The organism is candidate division KSB1 bacterium, from assembly GCA_022566355.1.
Classification (GTDB): Bacteria; Zhuqueibacterota; JdFR-76; order JdFR-76; family DREG01; genus JADFJB01.
The window spans coordinates 46,542-60,817 of record JADFJB010000009.1 but is presented as its reverse complement, the minus strand read 5'-3'; the positions used below and the strand labels follow the sequence as shown (position 1 = coordinate 60,817).

The following is a 14,276-nucleotide window of genomic DNA, read 5'->3' as shown; positions in this document are numbered from 1 at the left end:
TGAAAACCCCTGGTAGTGAAAACCTAACTAATCTAGTCATTCATAAATAACAAATTGTTATCTTTCAACTTTGCGATCTTAGCGCCTTAGTGGTTATTAATTATCTCAACTAATTACATAAATCCATCCATCATCCAATTCCATTTAAGAATTTATTTAATTTATTTACATAGCTCTCCGGGTTTTCCCAATGGGTGTTATGCCCCACTTTCGGGATAATCGTCAATTCAGCCCTTGGATATTCCTTTACAAACTCTTTCGTAATTGTCAGAAATTTTTCATCTTTTTCTCCAACCACCAACATTAATGGCACATTGATTTGTTTTAATCTCGGCCAAAAATTGGTTTGCTGGCTTAAACCTGCTGCTTTCATTGAAAGGATGAGTCGATCCGATCGATTTTGTAATCGTTTTAATTTCAAAGCATTCAGCTTCTCCGGATATTCGTGCAAAGAGTGAAACAGTGGCAAATGAGTCCAATAATCTAAGAAGGGTTCCATTCCGTCCTGTAAACGCTCGCAAATTTGATTTTCCCATTTCAACCGTTCTGTTATCTCGAGACTGGTTCTCAAACCCGGGTTAACTCCCTCCAGGACCATAGCTTTCAATCGGATCGAATGATGAAAATAAGTGTAGAGAGCCAGCCTTGCTCCCATGGAATAACCAATAAAAATGGCTGTTCGGATTTGGTATTCATCTAACATGGAAATGAGTTGTTCGGCGGTTGATTGAAAAGAATAATTTTGCAACTGAAAACCGATATCACTTTTACCATGCCCCGGTAAATCAGGTAAAATACAAAAAAAATCATTGGAAAAAAAATCGGCAATATTATCCCAATCGCTGCCTGCTCCCAGAAATCCATGCAAAAATAGTATTGCCGGATTCTTGCTGCTTCCTGTTGTTACGAAGTGAAGTTTGGTGTCAGTCATGCAGGGATGTGCGAATTGCAGAAGAAATTTGATCCCAGACAGATTGATGTTGCCGCACATTTTCCTGGCGATCTGTTTGGATTTCAATTATCACAGATTCCTCACCGGAAGTTGCTTGCAACAACATCTCTTTACATTCTATTATTGAAGTTGGCTTGCAATAATTCAGATCGAATTGTGCGGCCGTATGTTCAAAGGTTATGTCATTGGGAGTGGCAAAAAATTCCTCAAAGGTTTCGGTCGATTGAACAATAGGTAAAAATGAAAAAATCCCGCCGCCGTTATTGTTGATCAACACAATAGTCATTTGGATTTCAGTATTTCGTACCAACAAAAGTGAATTCAGATCATGCAGCATGGCAAGATCGCCCAAAACTACCGTCGTTGGCCGGCCATTGCCGGCTGCAAAACCAACTGCTGTTGCGATTGTGCCGTCGATGCCATTCACACCACGATTCACTCCAAAATTTAGTTTAGCATCACGTTTCAAGCCACTGGCATCCAAATCACGAATCGGCATGCTATTCGCTGCAAACAGGTTATGATTTTCAGGCAAATTCTTGACGATCATTCGGGCAACAACCAACTCAGAAAGAGTATTTTCTTCGCTGAATATTTCATTTAGTGTAGCTTCAGCAACTTGCTCGGCTTTTCCAAAAGATTGTAAAAGTTGTGAGGAAGCTGTGACACCTTTTTCGATTAATGTTTTGCAGAAATCATGTGGATTCATTTCAATGCGGTGGCTGACCTGGTGAAAGGGATCTTGTCGAAAAGGGGAATCATTTACGTAAATAGTTTCCGGTTTAAATTGCTCAAGATATGTGCTTAACGGTTTTGAAACCGGCAGCCCTCCGAGTTGAAGTACCAAATCCGGTTTATTTTGTTCAATAAATTCGGGAGTCCGCAATACAGAATCATAATGAACCATGACGTTCGCTGAACCTTTTCCGCCAAATCTCAATCCGGAGCTTACATCTGCCATTAACGGCATACCTAACATTTCTGCTGCCTTTGTGATGTTTTCATTGTTGGTGAAACCATGCATAGGTCCGGCAATAATCAAACTTTTTTGGGAATTTGTGATCCTGGCAATACTCTCATTTATTGTTTTATCTTCCATACCAAGAATAGGGATACAGTATTCGGTAAAAGGCTTTTCGGCAGTTTCCCAATTCTTTATTGGCTGCAAATAAATAGAAAAATCATTCCAGGTCGCTCGTGGGTCAAGGGGTTCCCTGAACTGGCAATTTAATTGGACGGGTCCTGACGGCGAACGAATAGATCGATAAACCGCCTGGTCAACAGTGGTTAGTACGAATTGAGGTTCAATTTCTGTGGAGGGAGCTGGCAGATCAAAACTCCATCGGACAAACTGGCCGTAGAGATTCACCTGGTTCATAGTTTGTGGCGCGTCCGTATCCCGAAGCTCGACAGGCCGGTCTGAAGTGAGCAGGATCATAGGTACTGACGCTCTACTCGCTTCGATTACTGCCGGATAATAATTTGCATTGGCGGTCCCGGATGTCGCAATCAATACTGCCGGTTTGCCAATGGCTTTCGCATATCCAAGGGCGTAAAAAGCCGCTCCCCGTTCATCCGTATGTATTATTGTTTGAGATTTTGGATTTTTAGCCGCGGCGATTACAAGCGGTGAATTACGAGAACCTGGTGAAATAATAAAACGGCAAACCCCGTTTCGAACCAACTCTTCGATGAGAATTTCTGACCAAACGTAATTAATGTTGGGTGGGTTCACAAATCATTTCTCGTTGAGGATATCTAATGCGATGGATATTTTACTTTCCAACTCGTCCCACTCCGCTCTTGGTTCGGAGCCCTGGACAATCCCGGCTCCGGCAAATATCCTGGCGGAATTACCAACCAGTAAAACCGACCGAAGGGCTATTACAATTTCAGACCAATCCCGGCAGATGATTCCGATTGGGGCGGCATACCAACCACGATCAAAGGGCTCTAACTTATTAATCAAATTGAGAGCCTTGGATCTTGGCGTTCCGCCAACGGCAGGAGTGGGGTGCAAAGTGGACAAAATATCATATGTTGAAACGTTATCTCTGAGCTTTCCTGATATCCTGGTATATAAATGATGGACATTGGTTAATTTTAACAAGCTCGGAGATGGTTGGGCATAAATGTTATCGCATAAACGATTCTTGATTTTTTTGATTGCATCTACAACAAATTCATGCTCGTGGAGATTTTTTTCACTGTTGAGTAAATAGTTTCCGGATTCCATATCTTCAACAGGTGATTCTGACCGCGGGATGGTTCCCGAAACCGCTTCACTTAACAGTGTTCGACCCTTTGTCTTGAATAATCTCTCCGGAGTTGCTCCAAGGAAGTTCACACCATCGATAGGCTGGAAACAGTAAATAAAACAATTCTTATTCCGTTTCTTAAAAGCCCTTACGACCTTTTCCCAACTGATTTGATGAGAGAATTTCAAATCTGTTCTTCTTGCTAAAACTACCTTCTCAATCTCTCGATCCTTAATTTTTTTGAGGGATTCTTGAACATTCGTTTGCCATTCCGGCCATTCAGGATAATTAGTTCTGGAAAGTACTTTCGGCCAAGATGCTTCAACCACCTTGCCATTTGAAAAATCCAAGCTTTTTATTTTATTCATCAAATCTAACTTCAAGTCTGCAATACTTCTTCCATTGTCAAATAATGAAGAAATACTGATAAAATAGCTATCATTCTGGCGATGAATAAATACTTCCGGAAGCACAAACCAAAGTGTCGGAAAATTCTGCCAGTTTGAGTTTTTCTTTGAAGTTAAATCAAAATTTGTTCCGCCAATAAATCCGATCTTAGAGTTTTCAGGGCTGTTGTGGATCATCTCTTCGATGAGAGCAAGCTTCTTTGGAAGCAATTCCGGATCTTGGGTAGTTACTGTTATGGTTGAGCCAATGCCTCCGATCTCAAAACCATTATCTCTACTGCACCAATATACTTTTGGCGTTTGATTCACGCTTTGCAGCCAGGATAAAATATCGATTTTATCAAATTCCAAAGTGATAATAACGGGGACCGGCAAATCCCTGCCATTGCCATTGCTTTGAGCTATTTGAAGTGTTTGACGAATTTGTGTTTCAATGGCTTCGTCTGACAGATACTTAAAGGGAGTATTTATTTCCGGATTGGATATAGACATAATAATATGATGAATTAATAGATGATCTCAGAATGTTTTGTCTGTATATAACTTAATCATTTTATCAACTGTCATAATTGTTAAATTAAATTGAATAGACTGGCAAATTAAAATACGATCAAATGGATCCTTGTGGATTTGGGGTAATTCATCCAATTTAGCAACACTTGGTTCAGTCAAAGGTAAACTGGAAATTGAATGTTTTTCACGCTGTTTTGGTAAATAAACAGAAGCTGGCTTTGGCAATATTAACTTACCTAGTTTTTGTTTTATAATTGATTCCCAAATAGACACAACGCTCAAATAAACTTCATTATTAGCTTCACATATTCCTCGCTTCATATGAATTGGCAACCTTTTATCTCCGCTAATGAACCAAAGAAAAATATGAGTGTCCAATAAATACTTCATTTATTTTTCAAATAGTCTAATTATCTCTTCAGGCAATTCATCGTCAAAATCATCTGGCACAACAAATTCTCCTGAGCATAATCCATAAGGACGTGATTTATCTGAATTTGAATGTATAGGTTGAATTTCAGCTATAGTTTGGTCATTTTTAGTAACGAAAAAAGATTCTCCTTTTTGAACTCGTTTAAAAAATTTTTTTAAATCTCTTGCAATTTCATCTAAACTAATTGTAGTCATAATTCTTTACTTTTTTGTTTCAACATAAATTTTTTCATTTATCTCCCACATATATTGTTGAAATGCCAAAACTAAGCTTGGACATGTGAATGTGGATAAAATCTACTTCTTCTAGTTTTTCACAAAATGCTTCTCCATATGAAAAAGTTTCAACTGTTCGGTTTAAATATTTGTACGCACTTTTATCGCCCGAAATGAAACCACCCAGATGCGGAAGTATATATCTAAAATAAAACAAGTAAAGAATTTTGATCATAAAATTTTCAGGTAACGAGAATTCCAAAATAATTACTCTTCCACCAGGCTTTAATACACGGTACATCTCCAAAAGACATTTTTCAAAATTCTCTACATTTCGAATACCGAATGCCATTAAGACTGCATCCAATGAATTGGAAGCAATTGGTATTTCAGCGCCATCACCCTGAATTAATTCAAAGCGACCCTCTAAATTTCTTTCGCGGTTTTTTTCTTCACCGATCGCCAGCATATCGATAGCCGGATCAACCCCAATACAGAAATCCACATTAGGATTATGCTTTAATGCTGTGAGTGCGATATCACCGGTTCCACAAGCCAGGTCTAGTATTTTTTGATTAGGAACATTCTTTAATAATTTGACCGCTTTCTTGCGCCAGCGATAATCTTGTCCCGCAGAAAGAAAATGATTCAAAAAATCATAACGAACTGCGATGCGATTAAACATTTTGTAGGATTCATATCGAGAAGGAATCTTCGGCTCTAATGTTAGAATCTCTTCTGACATATATTACTCGTTTTACTATTCGTATTATATTGTATTCAATGTGTAAAGTAGGGGTTAAAGTAAGATTCAAAGACCGTAAAAGCAAGGGATTTCAGGCCTTCATGATGGACGAACCAATTTGCATTTTAGTAAATATTTATTATCTACTCTTTCACAAACCTTTTCAAAAATTGTCTGAATTCATTACTAACCCAAAGATCTAAAAATGCCTCTTTTTCGAGACTCTTAGTCTGCTCTAATTCAGTATTGCCAAAAGAGCGGGCAATCTGCAAAAATGCTGAATTTGTTTCCCGAGAATTTCGTTGAATCTTCTCAGCAAATTCCATGCTAGCTGGAAGCAATTGATCGGAATCAACGATGAAATCTACGAGACCCATTTTGTAGGCTTGTTCAACATTAACCGATTCCGAGGTTAACAGAAGCCGCAATCCACGCTGCCGGCCAATCAATTGAAAAAGTCGAACGCCACCACCCCAACCGGTAATGATTCCATTTTTAGCCTGTCGATAACAGAGAGTGGCATGCTTCGCCGCGATACGGAAATGACAAGCTGTAAGAATTTCACAACCGCCGCCAAGCGCTTGTCCATTAACAGCAGCAATTGATACTTTGTTACTGTTCCAAATCCGGTCCAATATTGCCTGCATTCTTTCGGAAACCTGTTGGCCTTCCATGCGCGTTGTAAGTTCTGCAAAAAAAGCCAGATCTCCCCCGGCGCAAAAGGTTTTGTCTCCACTGCCGGTTAGAATCATCGAACGAATTTCCTTATCCTGCTCAATCTCAGATAATATAGACTCCAATTGATCCATCACTGCTTCATTCACAGCATTATGAATCTCAGGACGATTTAATGTAACAATCGCTGTTTGGTTTTGAATCGAAAATTTTACTTCAGACTGATCAGCCATGATAAACCTGGGATATTGTTAATTCTAATCTAACTTAAAAATTAATCTATTCTAAAAACCGATTCCATCGCTTTTCCAAAAAAAATTGACGCCTAAAACATATACTTTACTTATGAAAGTGATGAGATCGGTATCCCACTTTTAGAATGAAATCAAAAATGAAACACAGTCAATTAAAATATGAATGAGAATATTAAAATACAAGACTGCAATTAATTTGAGAAATCTAATTTGGAATAATTATTGACACTTCTTAATATTATCGATAGATTTTTGCTAGCCGCATGTTAATTTGATTATTGAAGATGAAATAAATAATGAATCCTAAAAAATACCCGAATCATAAAATCTATATTCAAACACTTCGCAATATGGGACCTGAAAAAAGATTGATGAAAGCATTTGAATTGTCTGAGTTTAGTAAAGAGTTATTTATTTATGGACTTCGAAAACAATTCCCCGATCTTTCGGAAGTAGAATTTAAGCAATTACTCATGAGACGGTTAGATAAATGTCACAACAGGAATTATTGAGAAAAGTTATTTCTGCCCTTAAAAATATACGCATAGAATATATGTTTACGGGTTCAATTGTTCCAGCCTGCAAGGAGACCTCGATCTACCCACGATATTGATATAGTAATTGCGATTAATAAAAAAGTGGTAAAACAATTGAAAAAGATTTTTCCGTCCCCTGAATATTACTTGGATGAAGACAGCATTTATGAAGCAATTGACAATCACACTATGTTTAATTTGCTCGATATACAAGATGGAGATAAAGTAGATTTTTGGATTTTAACAAATGATCCATTTGATCAATCTAGATTTTCAAGAAGATATTTGGAAGAATTTACCGGAGTTGAATTAAAAATCTCAAGACCCGAAGATACAATATTAGCAAAACTTCGATGTGCAAAGCTTACAGATGGAAGTGAAAAACAATTTACAGATGCAATGCGGGTTTATGAGGTTCAATTTAAAAACATAGATTACAATTATTTGAACATATGGGCCAGGGAATTGAAAATCGAATTATTATTAAAACAAATGAAAGATAAAGCAGAAATTCCGTAACTGCTCCTGCCCTAATTTAATTAACCCTTTCTTCATCCAGGAATGGATCTTTGTCCTCCTCATCAGATAGTGGCAGCATACTGCTGATCAAATCCTTAAATTGCAATCCTCTTTCCAATTGGTTCTTGCTTAAAAATGAAAACTCTGCCAGACCATGGAGAATATATTCCATGTGTAAGTAGCGGTGTTCAGGTTTAGAATTGGATTGAAAACGGTCGACAATTTTTTTAAGCCCCGGAATTTTTTCCAATGTCTTAATATATTCACTTTGTGAACAATCATTTAAAATATCCAACTCGTTTCCTTGTCCAAACCATTCGATAATACTTTTAAACGGACTGGTCTGCGGGTTACGTCGATGTTTTTCAGGATCCGGAAAATAGTTAGGAAAGAGGGTTCGAATCGATTTGCCTATCAAATACTGTGCGACTTTTGCCGGACCTTCCAATTCCCCTTCATACACGAGTTCGATCTTACCGGTTATGGCAGAAACTACACCCCAAAAATCAGATATCCTTACAACCGTTTTTTCTTCACCACACAAAATTGCACGCCTTTCCGCGGAACTAACCAGGTTTTCATATGCCGTAATAGTTAGTCGCGCCGAGACGCCGCTCTTCGGATCGACATATTCACTTTTCCTGGCTTCAAATGCAATCTGTTCGATCAAATTCTCTGCCAGTTCTGGAACATCAACCAATATTTTCTGTTCTTCATGTAACCGTGCTTCTTGCCGGGTGATCTGCTTTGCAATGGAAATCGATTTGGGATAATGAGTTAAAATCTGACTTTCCAAACGATCCTTTAAGGGTGTAACAATAGCGCCGCGATTGGTATAATCTTCCGGATTTGCAGTAAATATGAATTGCATATCAAGGGGCAATCTTATTTTAAATCCGCGAATTTGAACATCGCTTTCCTGCAAAATATTAAATAAAGCTACCTGGATTCTTGCCTGCAGATCCGGCAATTCATTGATCACAAAAATACAGCGATGGGACCTCGGGATTAATCCAAAATGGATAACGCGCTCATCGGAGTAATGAAGTTTCAAAGAGGCAGCTTTAATAGGATCCACATCTCCTATCAAATCAGCAATTGAAACATCCGGAGTTGCTAATTTTTCAGTATAACGCTGGGAATAATGCAACCAATCGATACGCGTATCATCGCCTTGCTCGACAAGAAGTTCTCGAGCAAACTGTGAAACCGGGGCAAATGGGTCGTCGTTGAGCTCGGAACCCTTCACAATAGGGATATATTCATCCAAAAGATTCACCATCAAACGAGCAATTTTTGTTTTTGCCTGGCCTCTTAAACCTAAGAGAATAATATTGTGACGAGATAAAATCGCCCTTTGAATATCGGGAATGACTGTTTCGTCAAACCCGATAATTTCTTTAAATATTTTTTCTTTAGTGGATAATTTCTTAATGAGATTTGTTCGTAACTCATCTTTAATTAATGTACGTGAATAACCTGAGGATTTCAATTCACCAAAAGTATTTATTTTCAAAACATTTTCTGACATACAAAATTCCGTTTTATTGAATGAATATTATTATCTAACCCTGCTGCGCCGGTTTCGAACGTAATCTTCAAAAATATATTCTCCAAGCCCCTTTAAACTCGTATAAAATGCACGGCCACTGTTTACCCGGGTAAACTCCCGGACAAACTGCTGCAAAAACGGCTCACGAGCAAGCATAAAAGTTGTGATTACAACATTTAATCGTCTGCATTGTCCGGCCAAATTTAGTGTTTTGTTCACAATCTTGCGGTCGAGACCAAATGGATTTTTATAATAGCGTAACCCTTCTTTAATACATGTGGGTTTGCCATCGGTTATCATAAAAACCTGTTTATTGGGATTACGCCGACGCCGTAGAATATCCATCGATAACTCCAAACCGGCAACTGTATTTGTGTGGTAAGGACCGACTTTCAAATAAGGTAAATCTTTGATTTCAATTTGCCAGGCATCGTTGCCAAAAACAATCACATCAAGCGTGTCTTTGGGATATTTTGTTGTAATCAATTCAGATAATGCCATGGCAACTTTTTTTGCCGGGGTAATTCGATCTTCTCCATATAAAATCATCGAATGCGAAATATCAATCATCAATACGGTTGAGGTTTGGGCTTTAAATTCGTTTTCGACGACTTCAAGATCATCTTCAGTGAGTTTAAAATCATTAATGCCATGATTAATCTGGGCATTCTTCAGGGATTCAGTCATGGCAATTTGATCGAGGGAATCACCAAATCGAAATTCTCTGTGTTCCGAAGTGGGTTCATCACCCATTCCGGTAAAGTTTGTGGAATGATTACCAAGTTGAGTTTTCTTTAGTTTTCCGAATATTTCCTCCAACGACCTGCGACGTATCGTCTGTTCCGATCTTGCCGTAATAATAAATTTCTCACTACCCGGGGCGTCTTCTTTTACGTATCCCTTATCCTTCAAATCCTGGATGAAGTCACCCATCCCATATTTGTTGTCAGTAATTTTGTATTGCCGATCGAGTGTATTCAACCAATGCAATGCTTCTGCAACCCCCCCGGAAGTGTAAACCAACGTTTGCATGAACAGATCGAAGAGCTTATCAAAGGGAGTTTTATTGTCTTTTTGAGGAATATATTTGGAAAATTTGTAACCTAACATTTTAATTTCTTTCAACCTACCAGTTTGGAAATTACTATATAAGTGAATTTTAAGCTGTCATTTCGAGGAGTTTACGACGAGAAATCTTTTGATATATGCCAAAGCTAGAGTAAGGTTTCTCCTCGCTTCGCTTCGTCGAAATGACATACTCTATTTTTCAGAAGTTACACCTGATGAAAGACATGTGATAAATTTTTACTTTTAGAATTAATGTATTGGATAAGTTCGTAAATGCAACAAATAATATTTGATTGCTAAAATAATCTACAGGGGCTCACTTGCCGCTTTTCGACAACATATTGTGGCCACCGACTTGCACAGATAAAAATAGAGAACCACAGAGGCACAAAGACACGGAAGGGATACGAGGGAAAAACTACTTGATGTTTTTTTTTGGTGGAGGATTTTGAATTAAGTGAGAATGAAGACAGAGTACATCATATAACAATTATTTCGTTCAAAGACACGGCATTAAAATTTGAAATAAGGAATCCAAAGGACAGTTGGGCAAAATATATTTTAGGATTTACGCTTTATAATCCACTTTATGAAATGATAAATTTCTATCCTCCAGCTCAAAATAGTTACACAGACTTTACACAGGATATTTGTATTGATTTATGCCGCAAGTACACCCTCTTTTTCAACAATTATTTGCGACAAAACTTCTATAAATTCCGCCTCGATGGCTTTCCCTCGATCTTTAGCGTACCAGGTATGTAAATCTTTATAAGCTTCGTCTTTATCCTTTCCGGATTCTAAAGAGCCAATGAATACTTTAGCCGCTTCCTTAGGCCGTGGTCCCCAGTTAAAAATTTCATTAAAATTCTTATCAATTACAATAAGTTTAGGAATGCCCCGCTTTCCACTGGTTAAATACCGATCCATTAGATCCAGATGATCGTCTCTTGATAAAATTCTTAGTGAAATCATTGGGTTTAATTCGGCCATCTTTGAGATGATCGGGAGCGATTGTGCAGAATCGCCACAGAAATCCTCTGAAAGGACTAACCATGTCTGGGGCTCTCTTATTTGTTCAACACCATACCTTAACTCAGGTGAGACTGAATATGTTTTTAAGACCCTGCGCATTCGATGGTTATTGAGTCTAAGAAAGTTCAAATCTTCTTGTTGAGATTGATCCAGAGATTTTAATTGCTCATTGAGTCTTTTCTCTTTGGCAGAAGCCTGTTCCATTACTTCCGAAAAATCAATTGACTCTTTAATGTGGTTTTCAGTGATAAAACTTCTAGACATCGAATTCATCCTTTACCTTGTTTTCAATTTTAAATCATTAGATGTCAAAATGACCCATAAGGAGACAAAATGGGACCGCTATGGCGCGAAGCGTTCAATTCGCCAATGATCCCCATCTTTGAGATATTGTAACCGATCGTGATAACATTAATCGCATATTCTGTATTCTTCGGAAGATTTTGAGTTTTCACACAGTCTCAAAGTACGGGAATGACAAGAAAGAATGCTTTCGTTTAGACACAAATTATCATGTTAACAGCATCACCTCCGGAACGAAAGTCCGTCATTTAATAAGTTTATTAGCCTGCTCAATTTCACCCGAATTTGTTGAAATTAATTGATGCTCAGACTAATTTGTAACTTCTCAACCATCAAAATGTAATTTGCATAATTAAAGGACGGGTAATGAGTAAAAATTCTTTGACAATAACTGATAATCGAACTGGGAAAACCTACGAAATTCCAATCGAGCATGAAACAATAAATGCCATGGATTTACGCCAGATTAAAGTGAATGATGAAGATTTTGGTTTAATGACTTATGATCCTGGGTTTAAAAACACAGCTGCTTGCAAGAGCACTATTACAGATATTGACGGCGATAAAGGCATATTGCGTTACCGGGGTTATCCCATTGAACAACTCGCTGAAAAAAGTACATTTTTAGAAACAGCCTACTTGATTATTCATGGCGAACTCCCAAATCAGAAACAATTGGAGGAATGGACATGGAATATTACCAATCATACCATTCTCCATGAAAATGTTAAAAAACATATTGATGGTTTCCGATATGACGCCCATCCAATGGGGATTCTGGTTAGTACGGTTGCAGCGCTATCCACATTCTATCCAAATTCGAAACAAATTGCAAATCCTAAATCCAGGGAAAAGCAAATCTATCGCCTGATTGCAAAAATGCCGACTTTAGCTGCATTTGCATATCGACACAGCAGGGGTCTTCCTTATATTTTACCGGATAACGAACTAAGTTATACAGGAAATTTCCTCAATATGATGTTCAAGATGACTGAGTTAAGATATAAACCAACACCGGTAATTGAAAAGGCGATGGATGTCCTTTTTATTCTACATGCGGATCATGAACAAAATTGTGGCACAACCGCCATGCGAACGGTTGGTAGCTCGGAAGCAGATCCCTATTGTGCGACTGCTGCTGCTGCTGCAGGACTTTACGGTCCATTACATGGCGGGGCAAACGAACAAGTTTTGCGAATGTTGCGAGAAATTGGCTCAAAAGACAAAGTACCGGAATATGTAAAACGAGCCAAAGAAGGCGAATTCAGGTTAATGGGTTTTGGACATCGCGTATATAAAAATTACGATCCTCGCGGCAAAATTATTAAACAAATCGCCGATGAAGTCTTCGAAGTGACAGGCAAAAATGAAATCATTGATATCGCTAACGAATTGGAACGAATTGCCTTACAAGATGACTATTTTATATCTCGCAAGCTTTATCCAAACGTTGATTTTTATTCGGGCATCATTTACGAAGCCATGAACCTGCCTGTAACAATATTTCCGGTGCTTTTTGCAATTGGAAGAACCCCGGGATGGCTCGCTCAGTGGCAAGAATTGGTAACCGATAAAGAACAAGCAATTTCCAGACCGAGACAAATCTACCTCGGTGAAGACAAAAGAGATTATATCCCTATGGAATTAAGGTGAACACTGGGTTCAAGGGCTAACCTTAATTAAATCCGTCATTCAACTCCAGCCGAATAGTCTTTTCAAGAATCGGTAGAATTTGGATTCCATCACACAAATCACTCTTGGTGGAGCAGTTGGTGAGCTGGTTCTTGGTAAAAAGATCGGTAACAAGGCTGTTTATTGGGGAGCGCTTGCTGGAACAATTCCTGATCTGGATATGGTTTTAAATCCCTTCCTGGATGCTGCATACCAGGTTGCTTATCACCGTGGATTTAGCCATTCTATCGTCTTCGCCATAGTATTCTCACCTATTCTTGCTTATATGATTCAAAAAATTCATCGCCAACAAAATGTAAAGTTTAAGGATTGGCTGCACTTAACATTCTGGTGCTTGATCACGCATCCATTTCTGGATTGCTTTACCACATACGGAACCCAATTATTTCAACCGTTCTCTTCCTACCCGGTGGCGTTTAATGCCATCTCAGTCATCGATCCGGCCTATACTATACCATTTCTTTTATGTTTACTTTTAGTATTATTTCTAAAACGATCCTCTTCAATTCGGAAAAAGGTGCTTGTTCTTGGAATCTCAATCAGTTCCCTGTACCTATTTTTGACGATTGTCAATAAGGTGTATATAACCTCGGTTTTTGAGTCATCCTTACGGCAGCAAGGCATTAAATATTCAAACATTTTAACAATTCCAACTTTTTTCAATAATATTCTTTGGCGATGTGTGGCAGAAGAAGATGATTTTTATTGGGAAGGATATTACTCTCTCTTTGATCGTGAAAAGAACATTCAATTCTACCTAGTTGCAAAAAATAAAAACTTATTGGAACCCTATTTGAAAGATAAAAAACTACAAAGACTGCTTCGATTTACAAAAAACAAATATTCAGTTGCACAAAAAGGCAATCAAATTATAATTAATGACATGAGGTTTGGCCGTATAATTGGTTGGGTAGATCCAAACTCGGATTTCATATTTTCATTTGGATTTTACTCTACTGAGCCGGATATCAACAAAAAACTAAAAATATTCAGAGTGAGACCATCAATTCGAATCAATAAAACGATATGGAGTCAATTTTTTGCTCGAATTAAAGGGAAAGAATTCCCAGGGCTTTTTAGTAATTAATACAATAGGCCATTTTGAGTCTTCAAATACTG

General features: G+C 38.0%; 14 protein-coding genes and 1 pseudogene. 4 read left to right on the top strand and 11 right to left on the bottom strand.

Annotated elements, in window-relative coordinates; genetic code table 11:
• Positions 1-130: 130 nt before the first annotated feature.
• The 7 genes from menH to IIC38_03265 all read right to left on the bottom strand — a co-directional run bounded on the left by menH (position 131) and on the right by IIC38_03265 (position 6,431).
• Positions 131-931, bottom strand: a complete 801-nt coding sequence (menH, locus tag IIC38_03295; GenBank protein ID MCH8124973.1) for a 2-succinyl-6-hydroxy-2,4-cyclohexadiene-1-carboxylate synthase — start codon at positions 929-931, stop codon at positions 131-133.
• The gene (gene menD / locus IIC38_03290) at positions 924-2,687 is read right to left on the bottom strand and encodes a 2-succinyl-5-enolpyruvyl-6-hydroxy-3-cyclohexene-1-carboxylic-acid synthase (GenBank protein MCH8124972.1); all 1,764 of its coding nucleotides are present in this window, start codon (positions 2,685-2,687) and stop codon (positions 924-926) included. Before menD ends, menH begins: the two co-directional genes overlap by 8 nt.
• A 3-nt stretch (positions 2,688-2,690) precedes the next feature.
• Complete coding sequence (locus IIC38_03285) at positions 2,691-4,109, bottom strand: isochorismate synthase (GenBank protein ID MCH8124971.1); 1,419 nt, start codon at positions 4,107-4,109, stop codon at positions 2,691-2,693.
• Positions 4,110-4,136: 27 nt separating this feature from the next.
• Entirely contained in the window at positions 4,137-4,520 is a 384-nt protein-coding gene (locus IIC38_03280; protein ID MCH8124970.1) for a type II toxin-antitoxin system VapC family toxin, read from the bottom strand.
• Positions 4,521-4,757: a type II toxin-antitoxin system Phd/YefM family antitoxin gene (locus tag IIC38_03275; GenBank protein ID MCH8124969.1), complete on the bottom strand. Its 237-nt coding sequence runs from the start codon at positions 4,755-4,757 to the stop codon at positions 4,521-4,523.
• A gap of 34 nt (positions 4,758-4,791) precedes the next feature.
• On the bottom strand, positions 4,792-5,523 hold the full coding sequence (gene ubiE, locus IIC38_03270; protein MCH8124968.1) for a bifunctional demethylmenaquinone methyltransferase/2-methoxy-6-polyprenyl-1,4-benzoquinol methylase UbiE: 732 nt from the start codon (positions 5,521-5,523) through the stop codon (positions 4,792-4,794).
• A 143-nt stretch (positions 5,524-5,666) separates the two neighbouring features.
• Positions 5,667-6,431 (bottom strand): enoyl-CoA hydratase/isomerase family protein, encoded by a 765-nt coding sequence (locus tag IIC38_03265; GenBank protein ID MCH8124967.1) that lies wholly within the window; start codon positions 6,429-6,431, stop codon positions 5,667-5,669.
• A gap of 317 nt (positions 6,432-6,748) precedes the next feature.
• Between IIC38_03265 and IIC38_03260 the strand changes: the two genes are divergently transcribed.
• Together IIC38_03260 and IIC38_03255 are read left to right on the top strand one after the other, a co-directional pair.
• Entirely contained in the window at positions 6,749-6,964 is a 216-nt protein-coding gene (locus IIC38_03260; protein MCH8124966.1) for a hypothetical protein, read from the top strand.
• Positions 6,965-7,102: 138 nt separating this feature from the next.
• The gene (locus IIC38_03255; protein ID MCH8124965.1) at positions 7,103-7,507 is read left to right on the top strand and encodes a hypothetical protein; all 405 of its coding nucleotides are present in this window, start codon (positions 7,103-7,105) and stop codon (positions 7,505-7,507) included.
• Positions 7,508-7,523: 16 nt separating this feature from the next.
• On the opposite strand, the gene IIC38_03250 is transcribed toward IIC38_03255, so the two are convergent.
• The 4 genes and pseudogenes from IIC38_03250 to IIC38_03235 form a co-directional block, all read right to left on the bottom strand.
• Entirely contained in the window at positions 7,524-9,038 is a 1,515-nt protein-coding gene (locus tag IIC38_03250) for a magnesium chelatase (GenBank protein ID MCH8124964.1), read from the bottom strand.
• A 30-nt stretch (positions 9,039-9,068) separates the two neighbouring features.
• On the bottom strand, positions 9,069-10,169 hold the full coding sequence (locus IIC38_03245; GenBank protein ID MCH8124963.1) for a hypothetical protein: 1,101 nt from the start codon (positions 10,167-10,169) through the stop codon (positions 9,069-9,071).
• Positions 10,170-10,787: 618 nt separating this feature from the next.
• Positions 10,788-11,426, bottom strand: coding sequence for a thioredoxin family protein (locus tag IIC38_03240; GenBank protein MCH8124962.1), 639 nt, complete (start codon positions 11,424-11,426; stop codon positions 10,788-10,790).
• A gap of 78 nt (positions 11,427-11,504) precedes the next feature.
• A pseudogene (locus IIC38_03235) lies at positions 11,505-11,567 on the bottom strand (pyridoxamine 5'-phosphate oxidase).
• A 264-nt stretch (positions 11,568-11,831) separates the two neighbouring features.
• Between IIC38_03235 and IIC38_03230 the strand changes: the two are divergent.
• A complete protein-coding gene (locus tag IIC38_03230) occupies positions 11,832-13,118 on the top strand; it encodes a citrate synthase (GenBank protein MCH8124961.1) in 1,287 nt (428 codons plus the stop codon).
• 79 nt (positions 13,119-13,197) lie between these two features.
• Complete coding sequence (locus IIC38_03225) at positions 13,198-14,244, top strand: metal-dependent hydrolase (protein MCH8124960.1); 1,047 nt, start codon at positions 13,198-13,200, stop codon at positions 14,242-14,244.
• The last annotated feature ends 32 nt before the right edge of the window (positions 14,245-14,276 follow it).

Excerpts from the sequence above, each read along its gene's own strand:
- menH (MCH8124973.1), bottom strand. The coding sequence starts at position 931 with ATGACTGACACCAAACTTCACTTCGTAACAACAGGAAGCAGCAAGAAT.
- IIC38_03285 (MCH8124971.1), bottom strand. The coding sequence starts at position 4,109 with ATGTCTATATCCAATCCGGAAATAAATACTCCCTTTAAGTATCTGTCA.
- IIC38_03280 (MCH8124970.1), bottom strand. The coding sequence starts at position 4,520 with ATGAAGTATTTATTGGACACTCATATTTTTCTTTGGTTCATTAGCGGA.
- IIC38_03275 (MCH8124969.1), bottom strand. The coding sequence starts at position 4,757 with ATGACTACAATTAGTTTAGATGAAATTGCAAGAGATTTAAAAAAATTT.
- ubiE (MCH8124968.1), bottom strand. The coding sequence starts at position 5,523 with ATGTCAGAAGAGATTCTAACATTAGAGCCGAAGATTCCTTCTCGATAT.
- IIC38_03265 (MCH8124967.1), bottom strand. The coding sequence starts at position 6,431 with ATGGCTGATCAGTCTGAAGTAAAATTTTCGATTCAAAACCAAACAGCG.
- IIC38_03260 (MCH8124966.1), top strand. The coding sequence starts at position 6,749 with ATGAATCCTAAAAAATACCCGAATCATAAAATCTATATTCAAACACTT.
- IIC38_03250 (MCH8124964.1), bottom strand. The coding sequence starts at position 9,038 with ATGTCAGAAAATGTTTTGAAAATAAATACTTTTGGTGAATTGAAATCC.
- IIC38_03245 (MCH8124963.1), bottom strand. The coding sequence starts at position 10,169 with ATGTTAGGTTACAAATTTTCCAAATATATTCCTCAAAAAGACAATAAA.
- IIC38_03240 (MCH8124962.1), bottom strand. The coding sequence starts at position 11,426 with ATGTCTAGAAGTTTTATCACTGAAAACCACATTAAAGAGTCAATTGAT.
- IIC38_03230 (MCH8124961.1), top strand. The coding sequence starts at position 11,832 with ATGAGTAAAAATTCTTTGACAATAACTGATAATCGAACTGGGAAAACC.